The sequence below is a fragment of the Pseudomonas sp. RW409 genome, from assembly GCF_003184125.1.
In the GTDB taxonomy this organism is placed as follows: domain Bacteria; phylum Pseudomonadota; class Gammaproteobacteria; order Pseudomonadales; family Pseudomonadaceae; genus Aquipseudomonas; species Aquipseudomonas chlororaphis_I.
In genome coordinates this window covers 337,992-361,381 of record NZ_QHHP01000041.1, presented here as the reverse complement: position 1 = coordinate 361,381, position 23,390 = coordinate 337,992, and the positions used below count along the sequence as shown (strand labels likewise).

24 protein-coding genes are annotated in these 23,390 nt (G+C 62.5%); all 24 read right to left on the bottom strand.

Features of this window, described 5'->3' with window-relative positions:
- Nucleotides 1-16: 16 nt before the first annotated feature.
- Nucleotides 17-673, bottom strand: a complete 657-nt coding sequence (locus tag DK261_RS22070; RefSeq protein ID WP_009051682.1) for an HAD family phosphatase — start codon at nucleotides 671-673, stop codon at nucleotides 17-19.
- On the bottom strand, nucleotides 670-1,872 hold the full coding sequence (locus tag DK261_RS22065; RefSeq protein ID WP_110176367.1) for a sugar MFS transporter: 1,203 nt from the start codon (nucleotides 1,870-1,872) through the stop codon (nucleotides 670-672). Before DK261_RS22065 ends, DK261_RS22070 begins: the two co-directional genes overlap by 4 nt.
- Complete coding sequence (locus DK261_RS22060; RefSeq protein WP_110176365.1) at nucleotides 1,865-2,770, bottom strand: ABC transporter substrate-binding protein; 906 nt, start codon at nucleotides 2,768-2,770, stop codon at nucleotides 1,865-1,867. The genes DK261_RS22065 and DK261_RS22060 overlap by 8 nt, the downstream gene beginning before the upstream one ends.
- Entirely contained in the window at nucleotides 2,763-3,371 is a 609-nt protein-coding gene (nudK, locus tag DK261_RS22055) for a GDP-mannose pyrophosphatase NudK (protein WP_009051685.1), read from the bottom strand. Before nudK ends, DK261_RS22060 begins: the two co-directional genes overlap by 8 nt.
- A gap of 4 nt (nucleotides 3,372-3,375) precedes the next feature.
- Nucleotides 3,376-4,287: an S-methyl-5'-thioadenosine phosphorylase gene (gene mtnP, locus DK261_RS22050; RefSeq protein WP_028683596.1), complete on the bottom strand. Its 912-nt coding sequence runs from the start codon at nucleotides 4,285-4,287 to the stop codon at nucleotides 3,376-3,378.
- A complete protein-coding gene (locus DK261_RS22045) occupies nucleotides 4,284-5,396 on the bottom strand; it encodes a fatty acid desaturase (RefSeq protein ID WP_110176363.1) in 1,113 nt (370 codons plus the stop codon). The genes mtnP and DK261_RS22045 overlap by 4 nt, the downstream gene beginning before the upstream one ends.
- Before the next feature lie 2 nt (nucleotides 5,397-5,398).
- A complete protein-coding gene (locus DK261_RS22040; RefSeq protein WP_110176361.1) occupies nucleotides 5,399-6,097 on the bottom strand; it encodes an HAD family hydrolase in 699 nt (232 codons plus the stop codon).
- Nucleotides 6,094-7,467, bottom strand: coding sequence for an NAD(P)/FAD-dependent oxidoreductase (locus DK261_RS22035; protein WP_009051689.1), 1,374 nt, complete (start codon nucleotides 7,465-7,467; stop codon nucleotides 6,094-6,096). The genes DK261_RS22040 and DK261_RS22035 overlap by 4 nt, the downstream gene beginning before the upstream one ends.
- Entirely contained in the window at nucleotides 7,448-8,554 is a 1,107-nt protein-coding gene (locus tag DK261_RS22030; protein ID WP_103330789.1) for a DegT/DnrJ/EryC1/StrS aminotransferase family protein, read from the bottom strand. The genes DK261_RS22035 and DK261_RS22030 overlap by 20 nt, the downstream gene beginning before the upstream one ends.
- Nucleotides 8,551-9,063: an NUDIX hydrolase gene (locus tag DK261_RS22025; protein WP_016703956.1), complete on the bottom strand. Its 513-nt coding sequence runs from the start codon at nucleotides 9,061-9,063 to the stop codon at nucleotides 8,551-8,553. Before DK261_RS22025 ends, DK261_RS22030 begins: the two co-directional genes overlap by 4 nt.
- The gene (locus tag DK261_RS22020; protein ID WP_009051692.1) at nucleotides 9,063-10,172 is read right to left on the bottom strand and encodes a DegT/DnrJ/EryC1/StrS aminotransferase family protein; all 1,110 of its coding nucleotides are present in this window, start codon (nucleotides 10,170-10,172) and stop codon (nucleotides 9,063-9,065) included. Before DK261_RS22020 ends, DK261_RS22025 begins: the two co-directional genes overlap by 1 nt.
- Nucleotides 10,162-11,241: a Gfo/Idh/MocA family protein gene (locus DK261_RS22015; RefSeq protein ID WP_009051693.1), complete on the bottom strand. Its 1,080-nt coding sequence runs from the start codon at nucleotides 11,239-11,241 to the stop codon at nucleotides 10,162-10,164. Before DK261_RS22015 ends, DK261_RS22020 begins: the two co-directional genes overlap by 11 nt.
- A 670-nt stretch (nucleotides 11,242-11,911) precedes the next feature.
- A complete protein-coding gene (gene glmS, locus DK261_RS22010) occupies nucleotides 11,912-13,744 on the bottom strand; it encodes a glutamine--fructose-6-phosphate transaminase (isomerizing) (protein ID WP_110176359.1) in 1,833 nt (610 codons plus the stop codon).
- A 10-nt stretch (nucleotides 13,745-13,754) separates the two neighbouring features.
- Complete coding sequence (locus DK261_RS22005; RefSeq protein WP_007924514.1) at nucleotides 13,755-14,522, bottom strand: DeoR/GlpR family DNA-binding transcription regulator; 768 nt, start codon at nucleotides 14,520-14,522, stop codon at nucleotides 13,755-13,757.
- A 201-nt stretch (nucleotides 14,523-14,723) separates the two neighbouring features.
- A complete protein-coding gene (glmU, locus tag DK261_RS22000; RefSeq protein ID WP_110176357.1) occupies nucleotides 14,724-16,091 on the bottom strand; it encodes a bifunctional UDP-N-acetylglucosamine diphosphorylase/glucosamine-1-phosphate N-acetyltransferase GlmU in 1,368 nt (455 codons plus the stop codon).
- A gap of 114 nt (nucleotides 16,092-16,205) precedes the next feature.
- A complete protein-coding gene (locus DK261_RS21995) occupies nucleotides 16,206-16,631 on the bottom strand; it encodes a F0F1 ATP synthase subunit epsilon (protein WP_009051696.1) in 426 nt (141 codons plus the stop codon).
- Between the two features lie 45 nt (nucleotides 16,632-16,676).
- Nucleotides 16,677-18,053, bottom strand: coding sequence for a F0F1 ATP synthase subunit beta (gene atpD / locus DK261_RS21990; RefSeq protein WP_009051697.1), 1,377 nt, complete (start codon nucleotides 18,051-18,053; stop codon nucleotides 16,677-16,679).
- 27 nt (nucleotides 18,054-18,080) lie between these two features.
- On the bottom strand, nucleotides 18,081-18,941 hold the full coding sequence (gene atpG, locus DK261_RS21985) for a F0F1 ATP synthase subunit gamma (RefSeq protein ID WP_007924507.1): 861 nt from the start codon (nucleotides 18,939-18,941) through the stop codon (nucleotides 18,081-18,083).
- Between the two features lie 50 nt (nucleotides 18,942-18,991).
- Entirely contained in the window at nucleotides 18,992-20,536 is a 1,545-nt protein-coding gene (atpA, locus tag DK261_RS21980) for a F0F1 ATP synthase subunit alpha (RefSeq protein ID WP_009051698.1), read from the bottom strand.
- 21 nt (nucleotides 20,537-20,557) lie between these two features.
- Entirely contained in the window at nucleotides 20,558-21,094 is a 537-nt protein-coding gene (locus tag DK261_RS21975) for a F0F1 ATP synthase subunit delta (protein ID WP_007924505.1), read from the bottom strand.
- 12 nt (nucleotides 21,095-21,106) lie between these two features.
- Nucleotides 21,107-21,577, bottom strand: a complete 471-nt coding sequence (locus DK261_RS21970; protein ID WP_007924504.1) for a F0F1 ATP synthase subunit B — start codon at nucleotides 21,575-21,577, stop codon at nucleotides 21,107-21,109.
- 57 nt (nucleotides 21,578-21,634) lie between these two features.
- Complete coding sequence (gene atpE / locus DK261_RS21965) at nucleotides 21,635-21,892, bottom strand: F0F1 ATP synthase subunit C (RefSeq protein ID WP_002555987.1); 258 nt, start codon at nucleotides 21,890-21,892, stop codon at nucleotides 21,635-21,637.
- A gap of 133 nt (nucleotides 21,893-22,025) precedes the next feature.
- Nucleotides 22,026-22,895 carry a F0F1 ATP synthase subunit A gene (atpB, locus tag DK261_RS21960; RefSeq protein WP_007924498.1) on the bottom strand — a complete coding sequence of 290 codons (870 nt, stop codon included), beginning with the start codon at nucleotides 22,893-22,895 and terminating at the stop codon, nucleotides 22,026-22,028.
- 16 nt (nucleotides 22,896-22,911) lie between these two features.
- On the bottom strand, nucleotides 22,912-23,319 hold the full coding sequence (locus DK261_RS21955; RefSeq protein WP_016703952.1) for a F0F1 ATP synthase subunit I: 408 nt from the start codon (nucleotides 23,317-23,319) through the stop codon (nucleotides 22,912-22,914).
- Nucleotides 23,320-23,390: the final 71 nt, after the last annotated feature.

Here is a 23,390-nt window from a genome sequence, read left to right as displayed (position 1 = left end):
CATGGACCGCCCGGGCTCAGGCAGGGACCTGGAGTCGCTGCCACAAGGCCTCATCGTTGAAGTCCCGGATGATACTCCGCGCACCCGCCTCGCGAAGCTGAGTTTCCTCGAGCCCCGACAGCATGCCGAAGGTGTGGATGCCCGCCGCCGCCGCGGAGCGCACACCGGCCAGCGAGTCCTCGAAGGCCAGCGCCTGATCGGCGCTCACCTCCAGCAGTTGCAGGGCCGTCAGGTAAGGCAGCGGGTCGGGCTTGCCGCGCGCCAGCTCACCGCCGATCACCAGCGCATCGAAACGCTCGGCAATCCCCAGGCCCTGGAGCATGGCTTCGGCGTTTTCCCGGGGTGCGTTGGTCACCACCGCCATGGGGATGCCGGCCGCCTGGGCATAATCCAGGGTGCGCAATACGCCAGGCACCGGCGTGGTCTCGCGCAGTTGGGCGCGGAACATGGCCTCCTTCTGTGCCGCCAGCTCCGGGTACTGCGCCGCCGGGGCATTGGGAAACAGGCCGGAGAAAATCATGTCGTCGGGAAAGCCCATCACATGGGCCTTGTAGTAATCCAGGCTCATGGACTTGCCCCAGCGCGCCAGCAACTGGTTGTAGGCGTTGAGGTGCAGGTCATCGGTGTCGATGAGGGTGCCGTCGAGATCGAACAGCAGGGCAGAAAGCTTCAAGGGCGTGCTCCGGGAAAATGCAGACCGCGCGCGATCGGCAGCATGAGAAAGGGATAAACGATCAACAGGCTGAAAGCCGCTTCGACACCGATCCGCTCGGACAGCAGGCCGAGCAGGAACGGCGCCAGCAACAGCGCCACGCCCACCGCCTGGGAGGCCTGGGCGCTGATGGCCGAACTGGCCCGGGGCGCGACACGCATCGCCGAACCGAGGATCAACGGGAAGAAATTGCCCAGGCAGGCACCCAGGACAAAGATCAACAAGGCAGTGAGCAGTTGGGTCTGGCTGAAGTACAGCAGCACCAGGGTGGCGATGGCCCCGAGCATCACGCCGACCAGCAGCGGCAACGGGCTGATGCGGCTCAACGCATAACGGCTGGCCAGGCGCCCGCACACCGTGCCGGCAAAATACAGGCTCATCAGCGTGGCCGCGGCCGAGGCGCTGACCTGGACGTGCACGGCCAGGTATTCCGCGCCCCAGAAACCGACGCCCCATTCCGCGGAGATCCCCAGCAGCACCAAGGCCCACAGGCTCAGCTGAACCCGCCGGGTCATGAGGCTCTGCCCGCTCTCGCTGGCTTGATGGGTGGCGGCGACTGTCGCCGGGGCGTTCCAGGCACTCAGCGAGAGCACGGTCACCAGCAGCGCGATGGCGGCGATGCTGCCCGGCACCAGGCGCCAGGACAGCCCCAGGCCGGTCATGCTCCCCACCAGCAAGGCGCCGCCGAGCACGCACAGCCCGGCGACTATATGCGCCTCCACCAGCCTCGGCGCGGCCTGCTCGCGATAACGCTCGCCCAGGGCCGCCTGCCCCACCGCCAGCACAAACCCACCCGACAGGCCCATCGCCCCGGCGGCGAGCAAGGTCAGCGACCAGTGCCCGGCCAGCGCGAACAAGCTGCTGGCGATCACCACCGAGAGGCAGGCGATGGTGCTCATGCTCGTCGACCGCGCCCGTCGCTCCAGCCAGCGATAGGGCCAGCCGACCAGCGCCAGGCCGGCGGCATAGGCGGCGAAATGCAGGCCGGCCCAACCGAGGTCGAGCGCCAGGGTTTCGCGCAGGAACGGCATGATCGGCCCGAGCAACCCTTGCTGGGCGCCGAACAGCCCGAACAGCAGGTAAAGGAACCACGGGCGCGCTTCACGGACCTGCTCCTGGCGGCCGAGCGCTTGACTGGAATCCCGCGCGGCTTCAGCCATGAGCCGTCTCCCGGGAGAACAGCGCCTGCCATTGCCGGCAGCGCGCGGCCTTGTCCCGACTGGCCTGCACGGCCGGCAGCGGTTGCAGCGCACCGGTCGGATGGGCCTGGCCCGGCACCACCTTGCCATAACGCTGGCTGATCGCCGCCGCGGCAGGCGTGAGCATCCACTGCAACGCCTGCTGCGCATGGGCGGCGTTGGGCGAGCCGGCCCGACAGGCGAACACCTCGTCCTCATAACAGCGCGCATCTTCCGGCACGCACCAGCGCAGGTGCGGGTGCTGTTCGGCGGCGCGAGTGGCCGCGGTCGACACCGTTACCCCCAGCCAGGCCTGCCCCTGCACGACCGCCTCGATCGGCGCCGTGGAGGAACCGCTGATCGAAGGGGCTTGCCTGGCCACCTGGGCCAGCAGCGCCCAGGCCTGCTCGCCGTAATGTTCGAGCAGCGCGCCAAGGTGCAGGTAGCCGGCGCCGGAGCGCCCGGGGTCGGGCAAGGCCAGCCGCCCGGACCACTCGGGAGCGGTCAGGTTCTGCCAACGGGTCGGCACCGCCAGGCCCTCGCGGGCGAGGACCTTGGGGTCATAACAGAAGGCCGGGACGAAACCCGACGCGGCGAACCAGCGGCGATCCGTGGCCACCGCGGCGTCCGGCAGGCCGGCGAATTCGATGTCCGTCAGCGGCATCAATTGCCAGGCCAGGCCGGGGTCGAGCAAGGCGGTGGCCGCCGTGCCCAGCAACAGGTCCCAGGCCCCGGCGCTGCCGCTGTGCAGGCGTTCGATCAGCTCCGAGGTGGAGCAACGGGTCAGGCGCACCGGCATGCCGATGTGCTGGCTGATGCCGGCGATGAATTCGGCCAGCTCGGCATGCTCCATCGAGCTGATGGCGTTGAGCTCAGTCATCGGCGGCCTCCAGCAAACGGTGCAGCTTGGCGTACTGCAGCAGCATGATGGTCTTGCCGTCGCAGATCTCGCCGCTGTCGATCATGGCCAGGGCGCGGTCGATCGGCAGCTCCAGCACTTCGATCTCTTCGCCCTCGTGTTCCAGGCCGCCGCCCTCGCTCTGCTTGTCTTCGTCGAAATATTCGCCGACGAAAAAGTGCAGGCGCTCGGTGACCGACCCCGGGCTCATGAAGGCCTCGAACACCTTGCGCACCTCACGGATGCGGTAGCCGGTTTCCTCCTCCGTCTCCTTGTGGATGCAGGTACGGGCATCGTCCTTGTCCAGCAGCCCGGCGCAGGTTTCGATCAGCATGCCGTCGTGTTCGTTGACGAAGGCCGGGAAGCGAAACTGCCGGGTCAGCACCACCGTCTGCTTGGCCCGGCTGTACAGCAGGATGGTGGCGCCATTGCCGCGGTCGTAGGTTTCCCGGTCCAGGGTGCGCCAGACGCCGTCGCGGCCCTGGAAGTCGTAGGTGGTCTTGCGCAACACGTACCAGTTGTCCGAAAGCACTTCGACCTGATGGATCCGCACACGGTCCTTGGTGGGGATGGCCTGGTTCATCGATTCATTCCTTGTTCGCGGACAAATGAGTGGCATTGGGCGCAACGCTCAACAGGCGCTCGACCATGCGCGGGTCGCGGTGCTCGGGAGCGGTCATCACCGCGGTGTCCAGGGCGCGGTCGCAACCGCAGGGGCAGGCCCCGGCATGCCGGCCCAAACGGGTCACGGCTTCGGTCACCAGGCGCCGGGTCAGGTTGAAGGTCTCCGCCATGCGTTGCGCCACCAGCGTGGCGTTCACCGGCTCGTGGGATTCGTGCCAGCAGTCGAAATCGGTCGGAATGGCGATCATCGCGTAGCAAAGCTCGGCCTCGCGGGCCAGCTTGGCTTCGGGCATCGCGGTCATGCCGATCACCGTGCCGCCCCACTGGCGGTACAGGTGGGACTCGGCGCGGGTCGAGAACTGCGGGCCTTCCATGACCACGTAGGTGCCGCCGTTGCGTGCCTGGATATCGCTGGCCTCGGCACTCTCGGCGAGCACGCCGCGCATGCGCGCGCAGACCGGCTCGCCGAAGGGCACATGGCCGACCAGCCCGGGGCCGAAAAAGGTTTTGTCACGCTGGATGGTGCGGTCGATGTACTGGTCGATCAGCACAAAGCTGCCTGGAGGCGCGTCGTGGGTCAGGCTGCCCACCGCGCTGACCGACAGCAGTTGCGTGCAACCGACACTGCGCAGCGCGGCGATGTTGGCGCGGGCATTGATCGAGGCCGGCGGAATCACATGGCCCACGCCATGCCGTTGGACAAAGGCCACGGGCACGCCATTGAGCGTGCCCAGGGTGAGCGGCGACGACGGCGTGCCGAAGGCGGTCGTGCACTCCACCTGCTGAATGTCCTGCAGGCCCGGCAGCTGTTGCAGGCCGCTGCCGCCGATGATGCCGATACGTTGAACGTGCGGGGTTGGAGTGGAATGGGTCACAGGCTACCTCTCGACTTCAGGGGGGACGGTTCGTGTTCGGTGCACACCAGGCGTTCATAGAGTTCGGACAGGGCCGTGGGCGCATTGCCGCGGGGCAGCAGCAACCCTTCGCTGGCGTTGGTGCTGTAGCGCGGTTCGTGGATTTTCAGGTGCCGGTCGATCGCCGGCAGGTAGTTCCAGCGCACGCCGGGGTACAGGGAATGCGCCAGGTGATAGGCGTCGGACGTCGGGGCGATGAACACCCGCACCAGCCAGCCGGATACCCCGAAGTAATCGGTGGGTCGGCCCGCCAGGTATTCCAACTCGCGGCGGTTGCGCGCGCTGCCTTCGATGAACCAGCGGTGCTCGGTCAGCAGCGAGATCCAGGCAAACACCGGATAGGACGTCAGCAACGGCAGCAACCAGCCGAACAACACGCCTTTCCAGCCGCCGAAGGCGTACAGCAACGCCGCCACCGCCGCCACACTCAGGCAGCGCGCCAGGGTGGTCAGGCGGGAGTGGTTGAGCAGGCTGCTGCGCACCAGGGTGGTGAGATTCACCCAGGCCCCGCGAGGGGTCAGCGGGTACAGCAACAGGCCATAGAAACCGCTGGGCGACAGGCCGGCAACGTAGCCGCCGGCCTGCACCCGGGCGCGGTTGGGATCAAGTTCGGGATGGTTGGGGTGGCGATGGTGCTCCAGGGTATGGGTCTGGTGCCGGCTGCGCATGTCGCGCTTGAACATCGGAAACTGGTAGAACAGGTTGCTCAGCCACCACTGCCAGCCATGGTGGCGACACAGGGCGAAGTGCACCGCGTTGTGCCCGAACTCCTGCAACGCGCGCATGCGCCCGCCGCTCCACAACAGCACGGCCAGCCAGGCCAGCGGCGACGAGTAGATCGACGCCGCCTGCACCGCGGCGACGATATCCAGCCACGTCCAGACAAAGGGCAGCGGCGCGAACCAGGTATCCAGCGGACGGTAGTACTGCTCCCGCCGCCCTTCCAGGCGCGGTATCAGCTTGAGCAGGCGCAGCACCCGCTGCGCATCCCGGTAATAGAACGCCACCAGCCCGCGCAACAGCAGCGAAACAGCGATCAGGCCAAGCAGGACAATGTGCGCAGTGTCCATGATCAGGCCCCCTCGCGAACGACGGCGCGCCGCTCGTTGCTGGCGTAATGGCCCAGCAATTCGCCCAGCCCGCCGAAGACCGGGGCGTCGGCCTGCCGCAGGCGGTCGATGTCCTGATGGCCGGTGCTGACCAGCAGCGGCTTCCAGCCGACGGCCCGCGCCACGTCGTAGTCGTGCAGGGTGTCGCCGATGAACAGGGTGCACCCGGCCGGCGTGCCGAGCTTCTCCTGGAGCATCAGGGCCTCGGCGGTCTTGCTGGTGGCCTGGTTGTGGCTCAGCCCCACGACATGCTCGAAATGCCCGCGCAGGCCCTTGGCCTCCAGGGTCTGGAGCAGCACGTCGCAATGCGAGGCGGACACGATGGAGACGCCGATGCCGGCATTGCGCGCCGCCTCCAATACCTCGAACACCCCATCGTGCAGCGGGCACTGCGCGACATTCGTATCGAAGTGCTCCAGGTAGTGTTCGACGATTTGCGCGAAGGGCGTGCGCTGCAGATCGAACCCCAGGGAGGCGTAGAAATCGGCAATCGGAAAGTCGAACAGCGCCCGGTAACGAACGGCATCGATGGGCGGCACCGCATAGCGCTCGCCACAGCGATTGACCGCGCTGACCGCCAGGGCGATGTCGTCGATCAGGGTGCCGTTCCAGTCGAATACCAGGTGTTCGATCCCCGAGAAGTGCAGTCGATCATCGATCATGGTCGGGTTTTCTCCGCAAGAAGGGCGTTGAGGGCGATGCGCGAGGCGATCGCCGGTGTGTATAGCTTGCTGGGCTCCATCACCAGGTTGGTCACGCCAATCTGGGTTTCCAGGGCCCGCCGATTGTTCGCCGAGACCTGGCCCAGGCCGGCGCCGTACCAATGATGGAAACGGGTGCGCCAACTGCGCTGGCCGACGGTTTCGGGAAAGCGGAAGTCTTCGGTGGTGGCCATGCTCCAGGCGCCATCGACCACCCCGCACAGGCGGCCCTGCAACTGGCGAAAGCCCTGGCCTCCCTGCAGCAATACCTCGTCGATGTGGCGGTCGATGCAATCGGCCTCCAGCGCGCCGATGGTCATGCCCTGGCTGTACAGCGGGTTCATGCTGCTCAGGGCGTCGCCGACCACCAGCAGCCCGGCGGGCCAGTGCTCGACCCGGTCGAAGTGGGTGCGGCGACTGCCGGGCATCTTGAAGGTATGGACCGGCGACAGCGGTTCGGCGTCGCGAATCACCTCATGGATGTCCGGCACCGGAAGCGCCGCCAGCGCCTGCAGGAACTCCTGCGGGTCGTTGCCGGGAAAGTGGCCGAACCAGCCGCCGGTGGTGACCATCCAACGGTCGCCTTCGATCGGGCTGATCACCCCCATGGAACGCTGCAACGGCGCCTTGGGCAGCACCAGCAGCACTTGCCACTGCTCGGCATAGGCCGGCAGGCGCCGGTAGATGCGCGACGCATAACCCAGCTCGGTCTTGACCACGCTGGTCTCGACCTCGCCGAAGCCGGCCTCTTTCAGCCACGTCGGCAAGCGCGTGCCACGCCCGCTGGCGTCCACCAGCAGGTCGCAGCGCAGCGTCCGCTCGCCATGCCCATCGTCGACGGTCACCGCCTCGACCCGCCGGGACGGATCGGCCCCGGTGAACTCGATTCGTGTGACCCGGGTGCTGGACAGCACCTCGACGTTCAGCACGCCGAGCAAGGCCCGGCGCAGCTGGTTGTCGATCAGCCGCCGGCTGCAGTAATGGGCATAGATGCCACTGCGGTAGCGGTTCTTCCAACGCCCGCCCTGGTACCACTTCACGTCATGGCCCAGGTCGGCCACTTGCGCGCCCCCCTGCTCCAGGGCGCTCAGGGTGCCGGGGAAGATGCCTTCGATGATCTGCTTGCCGCGCAGCAACAACAGGTGGACGTGATGCTCCTGGGGCAGGCTCTGGCGCGGCCCGGTCTCGTCGAAGAAATCGCTCTTCTCGATCACCGTGACCCGCTGGAAACGCCGGGCCAGGACCGCGGCCGTCAGGCAGCCCGTCACGCTGCCGCCGATGACCACGGCATGGCGACCGCCCGCGGCGGTATCAGGCTGGGGAGTAGTCATTGAGCACCTTTGCAATGTAGGCCAGGTCGTCGTCCGCCAGGCCCGGGTGCAGCGGCACCGTAGTCAGCGAACGCAGCAACCGGGCGGCGTTGGGGCAATCGCGGCGGTACTGCGCCAGCAGCGGCAACTGGTACAGCGGCTGGTTGTCGTACTTGCCGATGTCCGAAGGGATGCCATGACGCTGCTGGTAATGCACCAGTTCACGCCCATCGTGCCCCACTGCCTGCAACAGCAAGGCATAGGAGTTGGCCTCTCCACCGGGGGTCAGCGGCAGCTCGCGCAGCGCCGGGTTGTCCAGTTGCTCCAGCAGCCGCCGGCGGTTGTCCTGGCGCTGGTGCAACCGGCTTTCCAGTTGCCGCGAACGCGCCAGCCCGAGGGCGGCCTGCAGGCCACCGAGCTTGAGGTTGATGCCCAGGGTTTCACCGGTGAGGTTGCCGAAGCGGGTGTAGGCCCGGATACGGCTGGCGCGCTCGTCGTCATCGGTCATGACAAAGCCGCCCTCACCGGTGGACATGAACTTGCAGTCATGGGTGCTGAAGCAGCTGATGTCGCCATGCTGCGCCAACCAGCTGCCGTTCAGGCGTGTCAGGTGCGCATGGGCCAGGTCCTGGATCAGCGGGATGCCGGCCTGGCGCGCGGTGGCCCAGGTGGTGTGCGAGGCAATCGGATAGCCCCACATCGGCACCTCGATCACCGCGCAGGTCCGCGGGCCGATGCAGCGTTGCAGGTCATCCGGGTCGAGCCCGAAGTTGTCCGGCGCCACATCGCAGAACACCGGGACCAGGCCCAGGGACAGGATCGGCAGGACGGTGCAGATCGGGCACGTGGGCGCGACTATCACCTCGTCCCCCGGCTGGAAGCGCACGCCGGCCAGTGCCGCGGTGACCGAAGCGGCCCCCGACGACACAGCGATCACGTGGCGCACGCCGTACAGCACGGCGAGCGCAGTCTCGTAGTCCTCGACGATCTGCGAGGTGCCGGTCAGCCCTGTCGCCAGGGCGCGTTGCAGCTCGGGCACATCGTCGGCGGTATCGTGGCCGCACTTGTCCGCGATGACCCGGGTGGGTCGGGAGATGGCCTGGTTCATGGCGCCACCTTCCTGCCGACCATGTCCCACACCTCGGCATCGGCGAATATCCGGTCCACCATGCGCCGGAAGTTGGGGAACATCTTCAGCTCGGCAGTTTCCTGCCGGCTGAAGAAGCGCGCGTTTTCCACCTCGCGCTCCGGCGGGCAAGCCCGCAGGTCGGTGGCGGTGAGGTAGATCAGGTCCAGGTGGTAATGCGGCCCGCGCTTGTCATCGATGAACTCGCAGAGGATCCGGTAAGGCTGGTGCAACACCGTGACATCGGTCTCGGCATCGGCCAGTTCCAGGTCACGCTCGCCCAGCAGGGCGGCGTGAATCCCGGTTTCCTCGTAGATCTCGCGCAGCACTGCCACATCAGGGGTTTCGCCCTGCTCTATATGGCCGCCCGGGTACAGCCAGACCCCCAGCTTGCGATGGTGCAGCAGGAGCATCTTGCGGTCCGGGTTCAACACGAACGCCGAGGCCGTGAAATGCCGGTCCAGGGTCGAACGATCGAGGACATCCGTCATCATGGCGCACCGTACTGGTTGATCCGTTCGGCCATGTAGTCCAGTTCGGCGCGGGTGATGTCCGGATGGACCGGGATGGTGGTCATGCTGGCCAGCAGCGCCTCGGCGTTCGGGCAGTCGTTGCGGTACTGGGCCAGCGCCGGGAACTCGTAGAGTGCCTTGCAGCCGTAGCGCTTGATGTCCGACGGGATGCCCGCCTCGTCCAGGTAATCGATGAAGGCCCGGTTGTCGGCGAAATGCAGCTCCAGGTTGAGGAAGTAGTAGTTGGTCCGCCCGCCCTCGATGATGACCTTTTCCCGCACCTTGCTATGGTCGAGCTGCTGCAGGAAGTAGCTGGCATTGGCGCGTCGTTGCTCGATCTGCGCGGCCAGCGAATCCAGGCGGTTGGCGCCCAGGGCGGCAGGCAGCGCGGCCAGCTTGTAGTTGAGGCCGAAGTCCTTGCCGTTGAGGTTGCCGAAACGGCTGTAGTCGCGGCAGCGCTGGGCCAGTTGGTCGTCGTCGGTGAGGATGAAACCGCCCTCGCCGGTGGCCAGCGGCTTGCGCTCGTGGGTGCTGAAGCACGACAGGTCGCCATAGGCCGACAGCGGCCGGCCGTTGAGGGTGCTGCCATGGGAATGCGCCAGGTCGAGGATCAGCTTGATCCCCAGCTCGCGGGTCAGGCCTTGCAGCTCATCGACTTCGGTGGGGTAGCCCCACATCGGAATATCGATGATCGCCCGGGTGCGCGGGGTGATGCGGGCCTTGATCGATTCCGGGTCGGCGCCGAAACCGTGACGGCGGGTGTCGACGAAGATCGGGTTGGCACCCGCGGCCATGATCGGATAGATGGTGCACAGCGGGCAGCTCGGCGTCAGCAGGACGTCGTCGCCGGGACCGACGCCGGCGGCATAGATCGCCACGCTCAGGGCCGCGCCACCCGAGGAGACTGCGATCGCATGCCGCGCCTCGAACCAGGCCGCCAGCTTGGCCTCGTACTCGCCCACCACATCGCTGGTGCCGGACAGCGGCCGTTCCAGGGTGTTCTGCAGGGTCAGCAGATCGTCGGCGTACACCGGACGGTACTTGTCGGAAACGGAAATGCGGGCAGCGCTGGAGAGATTAGAGGACATTGGTCTGGGCTCCGAGAAAGGCTGGGGACTTGGCGGCATGGGTGGAGTGGAGGGCAAGCACGGGGGCGACATCGGCGCGGGCGCTGTCGGCATGACAGATCTGCTCGATCACCCGGAAGGTCGGCAGCAGGCTTTCGAAGCTGGCCTCGTAAGGCGAACGGTTGCGCACCGCGTCGAAGAACTTCTCCAGTTCGCCGAAATAACCGCTGCGCTCATAACCCGAATCCAGCGGCCCTGGCTGCCACGCGCCGCGCCAGCGCTTGGCGGTGCCGGTTGCCCCGGTGCCATGCACCGGCTCGTGCAGGGTGATGTTCCACAGGTTGTTGAGCTCGACCATCATCGAATTGGAGCTGACAATCTTCATGTCGAATTCGAAATACGGGAACATGGTCCCGCTCAGCAGGCTGACCGTCGCGCCGGAGCTGAAGCCGAGCTCCAGGCTCACCAGCAACGAGTCCTCGTGGCGCTGCACCCGGGATTCGATATCGCGCAATTCGCCACCGCCGAAGGTCACGCCAAGGTCGATGGTGTGAATCGCCTGGGCCAGCAGGAACGAACGCAGGGTGGAATCCAGCCCCCACAGCGGCGCGGTGGGTTTGCTCGCATAGTGGTTGAGCTGGATGTGCACGACCTTGCCGAACTGCTCGGTGCGCGTCATATCGCGCAGCTGGCGCATCGGCTTGGCATATTTGAAGTTCATCCCCACACCGGTGACCACCTGGGCCTGGCGAGCCGCGCCGATCAGGTATTCGAGCTCGGCGAGGGTGAAGCACGGCGGCTTCTCGACAAAGACATGCACGCCCTTGGCCATTGCCTTGATCGCCAGGTCGCGGTGCGCCTGGGGCGGACAAGCCATGACCACCGCATCCAGCGCAGCGGTATCGAGCATCTCGTCGAAGTCGTCGGTGATTGCGACCTCGGAGATGAAACGGTGAATCTGTCCGGCGCGGTTCAAGTCGCTGTCGCACACGGCGACGATGCGAATATCCGGCATTTGCAGAAGCGTAGGCAGCAGGTTTTCTTGCATCTGCGCGCCGAGGCCGACGATGCCAACTCTGAGTACAGTCATAACCATCTCCATCCTGGAAAAGTGGGTACTGCGTCATGAAAAGGTTGGACGAACGACTACACGGGATCCGCCTCGGGTCACCTGCGGGGTGAGCCGATCCGGTCCGACATTCGCTTCAATCGAGGCAGGATTGCCTCAGAACAACGGATCACCTTTACAGAGTCCGTTCGGGCTGTTGCCCAGGGTCACCCGGGTGGAACACTCGGATGTTTCACGCCACACGCCGACACCCGGTTGAGACCGAGGAGCCATAGAGGCGCGATGGGCAGAAGGGATAGCGCCGCGAAGGCGATAGGTAGGAGGGGAATCAGGTCGAATCGAGCGCTGGTGGCAATGAGCTACCTGGCCGAAAACCTGGATCGAAGAATTGTGGCTTCGTTGAAAAACGGAACAACGACCGAAATGCCGATACGCATGCATGGCTGAATCATCCTTGAAGCGCTGTTTTATCCTTGTTATGCAGGAGCTCCGGTTCCGTGAGCCCTTGCTTGCCACACACCTCATCAATGTGTGGCTTGGAGGTATAGATCAGCCTTTTTAGGAGCGCAAATCAGTTGCTATATCGTTTCATCATATTGTTTTGAACAATCCGGACATAAGGCAACGGGCCATATAGGCCCGTTGTCAAAGCGCCGACCGGGTCGAAAAAATCAGCCCGGTTGTGGATAACTCACTCCACCGTCACCGACTTGGCCAGGTTGCGCGGCTGGTCGACGTCAGTGCCCTTGAGCACCGCGACGTAATACGACAGCAGTTGCAGCGGGATGGTGTAGAGGATCGGCGACAGGATGTCGTGGATATGCGGCATGTGGATAACATGCGTGCCCTCGCCGTTGGTCATGCCGGCCTGCTCGTCGGCAAAGACGATCAGCTCGCCGCCACGGGCGCGGACTTCCTGCAGGTTGGACTTGAGCTTTTCCAGCAGCTCGTTGTTCGGCGCCACGGTGACCACCGGCATGTCGTTATCCACAAGGGCCAACGGACCGTGCTTGAGCTCACCGGCCGGGTAGGCTTCGGCGTGGATGTAGGAGATTTCCTTGAGCTTGAGTGCCCCTTCCATCGCCACCGGGAATTGCGCGCCACGACCGAGGAACAGGGTGTGGTGCTTCTCGGCGAACAGTTCGGCGATTTTTTCCACCGTGCTGTCCATCGCCAGGGCTTCGCCCAGGCGGGTCGGCAAGCGCCGCAGTTCTTCCACCAGGGTGGCTTCGACGCCTTCGCCCAGGGTGCCGCGGACCTGGCCCAGGGACAGGGTCAGCAACAGCAGGCCCACCAGCTGGGTGGTGAAGGCTTTGGTGGAGGCCACGCCGATCTCGCGACCGGCCTGGGTCAGCAGGGTCAGGTCGGATTCACGCACCAGCGAGCTGATACCGACGTTGCAGATTGCCAGGCTGGCGAGGAAGCCCAGTTCCTTGGCGTTGCGCAGGGCGGCCAGGGTGTCGGCGGTTTCGCCGGACTGGGAGATGGTCACGAACAGGGTGTCCGGCTGCACCACCACCTTGCGGTAGCGGAATTCGCTGGCCACTTCGACCTGGCACGGAATCCCGGCCAGCTCTTCCAGCCAGTAACGGGCAACCATGCCGGCGTGGTAGCTGGTACCGCAGGCGACGATCTGCACATTGCGCACTTTGGCGAACAACTCGGCGGCCTGTGGACCGAAGGCCTGGACCAGCACCTGGTTCGGGCTCAGGCGGCCTTCGAGGGTGCGTTGCACCACGGCTGGCTGCTCGTGGATTTCCTTGAGCATGAAGTGGCGGAACTCGCCTTTCTCGGCGGCTTCGGCACCGTCGCGGTATTGCACGGCTTCGCGTTCCACCGCTTTGCCATCGACATTCCAGATCTGCACGCTGTCGCGGCGAATCTCGGCGATATCGCCCTCTTCCAGGTACATGAAGCGGTCGGTTACCTGGCGCAGGGCCAGTTGGTCGGAAGCCAGGAAGTTCTCACCCAGGCCCAGGCCGATCACCAGCGGGCTGCCACTGCGGGCGGCGACCAGGCGGTCCGGCTGGCTGGCGCTGATCACAGCCAGGCCATAGGCGCCGTGCAGCTCCTTGACGGTGGCTTTCAGGGCCACGGTCAGGTCGCCCAGGTCCTTGATCTTGTGGTCCAGCAGGTGAGCGATGACTTCGGTGTCGGTGTCCGAAGTGAACACGTAACCCAGGTCTTTGAGCTGCTCGCGCAGGGCTTCATGGTTCTCGATGATGCCGTTATGGACAACTGCCAGGTCACCGGAGAAATGCGGGTGGGCGTTGCGTTCGCACGGCGCGCCGTGAGTGGCCCAGCGGGTGTGGGCGATGCCCAGACGACCGATTAATGGTTCGCTGGCCAGGGCCTGTTCCAGTTCGCTGACCTTGCCCGGACGACGCAGGCGCTCAAGCTTGCCATCGTTGGTCAGGACCGCCACCCCGGCGCTGTCATAGCCGCGGTATTCGAGGCGCTTGAGGCCTTCGAGCAGGATGGGCGTGATATTCCGTTCAGCAACAGCACCGACAATTCCACACATGGTTTCTCTCCTAGATGACTGCCGCGCAAATCAGCGTGATGCCGCGGGCCTGAATCTGGTCGCGGGCCTCTGCAGGCAGGCGATCATCGGTAATAAGGGTATGGACGCTGCTCCAGGGCAGCTCCAGGTTGGGAATCTTGCGGCCGATCTTGTCGGCCTCGACCATCACCACGACTTCCCGCGCCACCTCGGCCATCACTCGGCTCAGGCCGAGCAACTCGTTGAAGGTGGTGGTCCCGCGCACCAGATCGATGCCATCGGCACCGATAAACAGCTGGTCGAAGTCGTAGGAACGCAATACCTGCTCGGCGACCTGCCCCTGGAACGACTCGGAATGCGGGTCCCAGGTGCCGCCGGTCATCAACAGCACCGGCTCGTGCTCCAGTTCGCTCAGGGCATTGGCCACATGCAGCGAGTTGGTCATCACCACCAGGCCCGGCTGCTGGCCGAGTTCGGGGATCATGGCCGCGGTGGTACTGCCGCTGTCGATGATGATGCGTGCGTGTTCGCGAATCCGCGCCACCGCCGCGCGGGCGATGGCTTGTTTATAGCGGGAGACCGGCTGGCCAATATCGCCAACCAGTTCCTGCGGCATGGTGATTGCGCCGCCGTAGCGCCGCAGCAACAGGCCGTTGCTCTCCAGGGCTGCCAGGTCCTTACGGATCGTAACTTCCGAAGTTTCGAAGCGTTTAGCCAGCTCGTCCACGCTCACCTCGCCCTGTTCATTGAGCAAGGCAAGAATGTTGTGACGGCGTTGGGGCGTATTGCGTTTCGACATGAGCACTTAAGTTTCGATTCGAAAGATAACGGAAGCAATCAAAACCTATTGCCGGAAATTCGTCAAGCGAGGGAAATGAAAAAATGCTGTGGATAAAAGCATCGCGGGCAAGCCTCGCTCCTACAGACAGTGATATCTGTAGGAGCGAGGCTTGCCCGCGAAAGCAATCTCGAGAGCACCGACCACTGTGTTGTGGATAACTCAGCTCTTCTTGATTTTCACCGGGCGTTTCCAGCCGTCGATGTTCTTCTGCCGGGCACGGGCCACGGCCAGCTGGGCTTTTTCCACAGTCTGGTTGATGGTGGAACCGGCCGCCGTAGTGGCGCCATCCTGGATATCCACAGGTGCCACCAAGGAGTTGTTGGAACCGATGAATACGTCTTCGCCCAGCACCGTCCGATGCTTGTTGGCGCCATCGTAGTTGCAGGTAATGGTGCCGGCGCCGATATTGCTGCGCGCACCGATCTCGGCATCGCCCAGGTAGGCCAGGTGACCGGCCTTGGCGCCCTCGCCCATGTGCGCGTTCTTCAACTCGACAAAGTTACCCACATGGGCACGGGCATCCAGGACGGTACCCGGACGCAGGCGGGCGAACGGGCCGGCATCGCTGCCCTCGCCCAGCACAGCGCCTTCAATATGGCTGTTGGCCTTGATCACCACGCCCTTGCGCAGGGTGCTGTCCTTGATCACGCAGTTCGGGCCGATCACCACGTCGTCCTCGATGACCACGCGACCTTCGAGAATCACGTTGATGTCGATCAGCACGTCGCGGCCGACGCTGATTTCGCCACGCACATCGAAACGCGCAGGATCGCGCAGGGTCACGCCCTGGGCCATCAGGCGACGGGCCGCCCGCAGCTGGTAATGACGCTCCAGCTCGGCCAACTGCTTGCGATCGTTGGCGCCCTGCACTTCCATGGCGTCGTGGGGTTGCTCGGTGGCCACCGCCAGGCCGTCGCTGACCGCCATGGCGATCACGTCGGTCAGGTAATACTCGCCCTGGGCGTTGTTGTTCGACAGTCGGCTCATCCAGTCACCGAGGCGATTGGCCGGTACCGCGAGAATGCCGGTGTTGCCTTCGGTGATCGCGCGCTGGGCTTCGTTGGTATCCTTCTGCTCGACGATGGCGGCCACCTTGCCGGCAGCGTCACGCACGATGCGGCCGTAACCGGTCGGATCGGCCAGCTCGACAGTGAGCAGGCCCAGTTGCTCAGGGCCCGCCTGCTTGAGCAGGCGTTGCAGGGTTTCCACCTCGATCAGCGGCACATCGCCGTACAGGATCAGCACGGTGTCAGCAGTAATGAAAGGCACGGCCTGGGCCACAGCGTGGCCGGTGCCGAGCTGCTTGTCCTGCAGCACGAAATTCAGGTCATCCGCCGCCAGGCGCTCGCGCACCGCATCGGCACCGTGGCCGATGACGACATGGATGCGTTGTGGATCGAGTTGCCGGGCGCTGTGGATAACATGACCAAGCATCGAGTCGCCCGCCACCGGGTGCAGAACCTTGGGCAACGACGAACGCATGCGAGTGCCTTGACCGGCAGCGAGGATAACGATTTCGAGAGACATGACTGGCTACCAATCCTGGGTGGTCGGCGGCTGCGACCAAGAGGTGAATTACAAAAAAGAAAAAAGGGTAGCCGAGGCTACCCTTTTTAATCAATCACGCGGAAATCCCGCGGCTTAGCCGCCGAACTTCTTGCGGATCTGCTGGACGGTGCGCAGCTGGGCTGCGGCCTCGGCCAGACGTGCAGCAGCGGCACCGTAGTCGAACTCCGAGCCTTTTTCATGCAAGGCCTTCTCGGCAGCCTTGACGGCTTCCTGAGCGGAGGCTTCGTCCAGGTCGGCAGCACGCTGCACGGTGTCGGCAAGAACCTTGACCATGTTCGGCTGAACCTCGAGGAAACCACCGGAGATGTAGAACACCTCGGTTTCCCCGCCCTGTTTGATCAAGCGGATCGGACCTGGTTTCAGGTTAGTGATCAGCGGAGCGTGACCCAGGGCGATACCAAGATCCCCCAGCTCACCGTGTGCGATCACCATCTCGACCAGACCGGAGAAGATTTCTCCTTCCGCGCTGACGATATCGCAATGGACTGTCATAGCCATCTGCTTGCCTCAACCTAAATTAGCGCCCGTTGCCGGGCGCCGGGATTACAGTTTCTTGGCTTTCTCGATCGCTTCTTCGATGCCACCAACCATGTAGAACGCTTGTTCTGGCAGATGGTCGTAGTCACCGTTGAGGATGCCTTTGAAGCCAGCGATGGTGTCTTTCAGGGAAACGTATTTGCCTGGAGAACCAGTGAAGACTTCAGCCACGAAGAACGGCTGCGACAGGAAGCGCTGGATCTTACGAGCGCGGGATACCAGTTGCTTGTCGGCTTCGGACAGTTCGTCCATACCCAGGATCGCAATGATGTCCTTCAGCTCTTTGTAGCGCTGCAGCACGTACTGAACGCCACGAGCGGTTTCGTAGTGCTCGGTGCCGATCACGTTCGGGTCCAGCTGACGGGAAGTCGAGTCCAGTGGGTCTACCGCTGGGTAGATACCCAGGGAAGCGATGTCACGGGACAGAACGACGGTGGCGTCCAAGTGGGCGAAGGTGGTCGCTGGCGACGGGTCGGTCAAGTCGTCCGCAGGTACGTATACCGCTTGGATCGAGGTGATCGAGCCTTGCTTGGTCGAAGTGATACGTTCTTGCAGAACGCCCATCTCTTCAGCCAGGGTCGGCTGGTAACCTACTGCCGAAGGCATACGGCCCAGCAGTGCGGATACTTCGGTACCGGCCAGGGTGTAACGATAGATGTTGTCGACGAACAGCAGAACGTCGTTACCTTCGTCACGGAACTTCTCGGCCATGGTCAGGCCGGTCAGAGCTACGCGCAGACGGTTTCCCGGCGGCTCGTTCATCTGGCCGTATACCAGTGCCACTTTGTCCAGAACGTTGGAATCCTTCATCTCGTGGTAGAAGTCGTTACCCTCACGAGTACGCTCACCCACACCGGCGAACACGGAATAACCGCTGTGCTCGATGGCGATGTTACGGATCAGTTCCATCATGTTTACGGTTTTGCCCACACCGGCACCACCGAACAGACCGACTTTACCACCCTTGGCGAACGGGCAAACCAGGTCGATAACCTTGATGCCGGTTTCCAGCAGGTCGTTGCCGCCAGCTTGTTCAGCGAAGGTCGGCGCAGGACGGTGAATGCCCCAACGCTCTTCTTCACCGATCGGGCCAGCTTCGTCGATCGGGTTGCCCAGTACGTCCATGATCCGGCCCAGGGTCGCTTTACCGACCGGTACGGAGATGGCTGCGCCAGTGTTGTTGACGTCCAGACCGCGCTTCAAGCCCTCGGTGGAGCCCATCGCAATGGTACGTACCACGCCGTCGCCCAGCTGCTGCTGAACTTCCAGAGTGGTTTCGGCGCCTTGAACCTTCAAGGCGTCGTAGATGCTCGGTACGCTGTCGCGTGGAAATTCCACGTCGATAACGGCGCCGATGATTTGAACGATACGTCCGCTACTCATAGCTGGATCCTCTGAATATTTGAACCGTTAAACCGCGGCAGCGCCGCCGACGATTTCCGAGATCTCTTGGGTGATCGCAGCCTGACGCGCCTTGTTGTAGATCAGCTGCAAATCGCTGATCAAATCACCGGCGTTGTCGGTAGCGTTCTTCATCGCGATCATCCGCGCAGCTTGTTCAGCCGCGTTGTTCTCGACCACCGCCTGGTAGACCTGCGACTCCACGTAGCGAACCATCAAGCCGTCAAGCAGCTCTTTGGCATCCGGTTCGTAGAGATAGTCCCAGTGGTGCTTGAGTTCTTGATCCGGGGTTGCCACCAGCGGAATCAACTGCTCCACCGTAGGCTGCTGCGTCATGGTGTTGATGAACTTGTTGGACACCACGGACAGGCGGTCAATCCGGCCGTCCAGGTAGGCATCCAGCATCACCTTGACGCTGCCGATCAGATCATTGATCGACGGCTCTTCACCCAGGTGGCTGATTGCAGCGACGACGTTACCGCCGAAGTTACGGAAGAAAGCCGCACCTTTGCTGCCAACCACGCACAGATCGATCTCGACGCCATTTTCGCGGTTTACCGCCATGTCCTTGACCAAAGCCTTGAACAGGTTGGTATTCAAACCACCGCACAGACCACGGTCACTGCTCACCACGATATAACCGACGCGCTTGATGGCACGGTCGATCATGAACGGGTGGCGATATTCCGGGTTGGCGTTGGCCAGATGACCAATAACCTGGCGGATGCGCTCCGCGTAAGGACGGCTAGCAGCCATGCGCATTTGTGCCTTGCGCATTTTGCTGACCGCCACTTTTTCCATGGCGCTGGTAATCTTTTGCGTGCTTTTGATGCTCGCAATCTTACTGCGAATCTCTTTTGCGCCTGCCATGTAACACCTATCAGGTTAGCAAGCGGGAGCCTCGCGGCCCCCGCTGCGGCTTACCAGGTTTGGGTGGCCTTGAACTTCTCGATACCGGCTTTCAGGCCAGCGTCGATTTCGTCATTGAAGTCACCCTTCACGTTGATCTTCGCCATCAAATCGGCGTGATCGCGGTTGAAGTAAGCAATCAGCGCTTGTTCGAAGCTGCCGATCTTGGCGATTTCGACGTCAGTCAGGAACCCACGTTCAGCGGCATACAGCGACAGCGACATGTCAGCGATGGACATAGGCGCGTATTGCTTCTGCTTCATCAGCTCGGTAACGCGCTGACCGTGTTCAAGTTGCTTACGGGTCGCTTCGTCCAGGTCAGAAGCGAACTGGGCAAATGCCGCCAGTTCACGGTACTGAGCCAGAGCGGTACGGATACCACCGGACAGCTTCTTGATGATCTTGGTCTGAGCGGCACCACCTACACGGGATACCGAAACACCGGCGTTCACTGCCGGACGGATGCCGGAGTTGAACATGGCCGATTCCAGGAAGATCTGACCGTCGGTGATGGAAATCACGTTGGTCGGAACGAACGCGGAAACGTCGCCAGCCTGGGTTTCGATGATCGGCAGTGCGGTCAGGGAACCGGTCTTGCCAGTTACCGCGCCGTTGGTGAACTTCTCTACGTACTCTTCCGAAACGCGGGATGCGCGCTCCAGCAGACGGGAGTGGAGATAGAACACGTCGCCTGGGTAAGCTTCACGGCCTGGTGGACGGCGCAGCAGCAGGGAAATCTGGCGGTAAGCCACTGCTTGCTTGGACAGATCGTCATAAACGATCAGCGCGTCTTCACCGCGGTCGCGGAAGTATTCGCCCATGGTGCAACCGGAGTACGGTGCCAGGAATTGCAGGGCAGCGGATTCGGAAGCACTGGCAGCCACGATGATGGTGTTGGCCAGAGCACCGTTTTCTTCCAGCTTGCGAACAACGTTGGCGATGGTCGATTGCTTCTGACCCACTGCTACGTATACGCAGAAGATGCCGCTGTCTTTCTGGTTGATGATCGCGTCGATCGCCAGAGCGGTCTTACCGATCTGACGGTCACCGATGATCAGCTCACGCTGGCCACGGCCGACTGGGATCATGGCATCGACAGCCTTGTAGCCAGTCTGTACAGGCTGGTCTACCGACTTACGCCAGATCACGCCTGGAGCAACTTTCTCGACCGCGTCGGTCTCGGTGTTGTTCAGCGGACCTTTGCCGTCAACTGGGTTACCCAGTGCGTCGACTACGCGACCCAGCAGTTCCTTACCAACCGGAACTTCGAGGATGCGGCCGGTGCACTTGGCGCTCATGCCTTCAGCCAGAGTCGTGTATGCGCCCAGTACAACGGCACCTACGGAGTCTTGCTCGAGGTTGAGTGCCATACCGTAGACACCGCCCGGAAACTCGATCATCTCACCGTACATGACGTCGGCCAGACCGTGAATCCGCACGATACCGTCAGAAACGCTGACGACAGTGCCTTCGTTACGGGCTTGAGAGGTCACATCGAGCTTTTCGATGCGGCCCTTGATAATTTCACTTATTTCGGAAGGATTGAGTTGCTGCATTGCTCTGCTGCCCCTTCAAACTCAAGATTTCAATGCTTCGGCAAGTTTCGCGATTTTGCCGCGAATCGAGCCATCGATAACCAGGTCGCCGGCGCGGATGACGACACCACCAATCAGGGCAGCGTCCTCCGCAACTTGCAGGCGCACTTCCCGGTCGAGTCGTGCACTGAGAACCTTGGCGAGTTTGTCTTGCTGTTCTTGGTTCAACGCAAAAGCACTGGTGACTTCCACATCTACCGACTTCTCTTGCTCGGCCTTGTACAGGTCGAACAGAGCGGCGATCTCCGGCAGAAGCAGGAGACGGTCGTTTTCGGCAACGACGTGGATGAAATTCTGTGCCTTGGCATCGAACTTGTCGCCGCACACGTCGATAAACGTGGCGGCCTTGTCTGCGCTCGTCAGTCGCGGGGCCTTGAGCACGCGCCGCATGGTGTCGTCTTGCGACACCGCTGCAGCCAGGCCGAGCATGGCTGACCAAGAGGCCAGCTGCTGGTGGGCCTGAGCGTGCTCGAAGGCCGCCTTAGCGTAAGGTCGGGCCAACGTGGTCAGTTCTGCCATGATCGCCCTCGCTTAAATTTCAGCAGCCAGTTTGTTAACCAGCTCCGCGTGCGCGTTTTGATCGATTGTGGCGCCCAGGATCTTCTCGGCGCCGCCAACGGCCAGCACACCCAGTTGGGCACGCAGCGCGTCTTTGACACTGTTCAGTTCCTGCTCGATCTCGGCCTGAGCCTGAACCTTCACACGGTCAGCGTCGACACGGGCTTTTTCAACAGCCTCTTCGACGATCTGGTTACCGCGTTTCTTGGCTTGCTCAATGATTTCGGCTGCCTGAGCTTTTGCTTCGCGCAGTTGCTGACCCGCTTTCTCTTGGGCCAGTTCCAGGTCGCGAGCTGCTCGGCTGGCAGCGTCCAGTCCATCCGCGATCTTCTTCTGACGTTCGTGCAAAGCCGCGATGACCGGAGGCCACACGAACTTCATGCAAAACAGTACAAAAATGAAGAACGCAACGGACTGGCCAATCAGGGTTGCATTAATGTTCACGCCAACACCTCGCTCGTTCGTTGTCCATCACACCAATCAACTCGAAAATTCGAGTGATTAGCCAGCGAGTTGACCAACGAAGGGGTTCGCGAAGGTGAAGAACAGAGCGATACCAACGCCGATCATGGTTACGGCGTCGAGCAGGCCGGCAACGATGAACATTTTAACTTGCAGCATTGGAACCATCTCTGGCTGACGCGCAGCGCCTTCCAGGAACTTGCCACCCAACAGGCCGAAACCAATTGCGGTACCCAGTGCGCCCAGGCCGATCAACAGTGCAACAGCGATAGCGGTTAGACCAACTACAGTTTCCATCTTTCCTCCCGACTTTTACGTCGTATGGTTTAGGTTTTTTAGATTAAAGCGGTAAAACAAATCGTTTCATCGTGCCCTAGACGGGCCCCCTCCCGTTTGACCGGGAGGGACATCAGACTGATCGAGACCGGTCTTAATGGTTCTCTTCGTGCGCCATCGACAGGTAGACGATGGTCAGCATCATGAAGATAAACGCTTGCAGGGTGATGATCAGGATGTGGAACACAGCCCACGCCCATTGCAGCACCACGCCCAGGCCGCTGAGCCAGAGCAGGCCGCTGCCGAACATCACGGCGATCAGGATGAACACCAGTTCGCCAGCGTACATGTTGCCGAACAGACGCAGTGCCAGGGAGATTGGCTTGGCGATCAGCGTCACGAATTCAAGCAGGAAGTTCACCGGAATCAGCAGCGCCTGAACGAAGATGTTCTTGCTGCCGAACGGGTGCAGGGTCAGTTCGCCGATGAAGCCGCCGATGCCCTTGATCTTGATGCTGTAGAAAATGATCAGTGCGAACACCGAGAAAGCCATGGCCAGCGTGGCGTTCGGGTCGGTAGTCGACACGGCGCGGAACGGAATGTGCGCATCGCCGGAGATCAGGATGGCCAGCTGAGGAATCCAGTCGACCGGGATCAGGTCGATGGCGTTCATCAGGAACACCCAGACGAAGATGGTCAGTGCCAGCGGTGCAATCACTGGGCTACGGCCATGGAAGCTGTCTTTCACGCTGCCATCGACGAACTGGACCAATACTTCAACGAAGTTCTGCAAAGCACCTGGCTGACCGGAAGTTGCCTTCTTGGCCGCCATGCGGAAAAGAAGAACGAAGATCAGACCCAACGCCACAGACCAGCCGAGGGTATCGACGTGGAAGGCCCAGAAGCCCATTTCTTTGGCTTCTGCTGCGGTGTGGGCAAAGCCCCAGCCGCCATTAGGTAGCTGACCGAAGGTCAGGTTCTGCAAGTGGTGCTGGATATAGCCCGAAGCGGTTGTTTCTGCCATGGTTGCCTCAAACGCCCTAAGGTCTCGAAAGTCTTGTTCTCATAAGCAGGGGAGCGAACCAGCTGACCAGTTGGGTCAGCACGAAGACGCCGAATACAGCTAGCGGCGCCAATGGCTTCACACCTGCGAACGTCAATGCAAAGAGCACTGCCGTCAAAATCAGTTTGCCCGCCTCGCCAGCATAAAAAGACCGGACGATGGCTTGAGCTGCTCGGGCGCCGGAAAATCGAAATGCCCTATGAGCGAAATACACATTGGGTAGCAAGGCTATCAGTCCCCCGCAAAGGCCTGAGTATCCGGCTACGACTCCATGCCATTGCCAGAGCGCCAAGGCGGCCAGCAGTAAAACGACCAATTGAGCCAATAAAACCGGGAAAACCGCCAAGCGATGGAACGGCAAGCGGTTTGGCGTGCGGGTTTCCATCACTCTTGCTCCTCATGGGTCGGCTGCCAGAATTCAATAACTTGGCATAATTTGTGCCGACAAAATGCGCG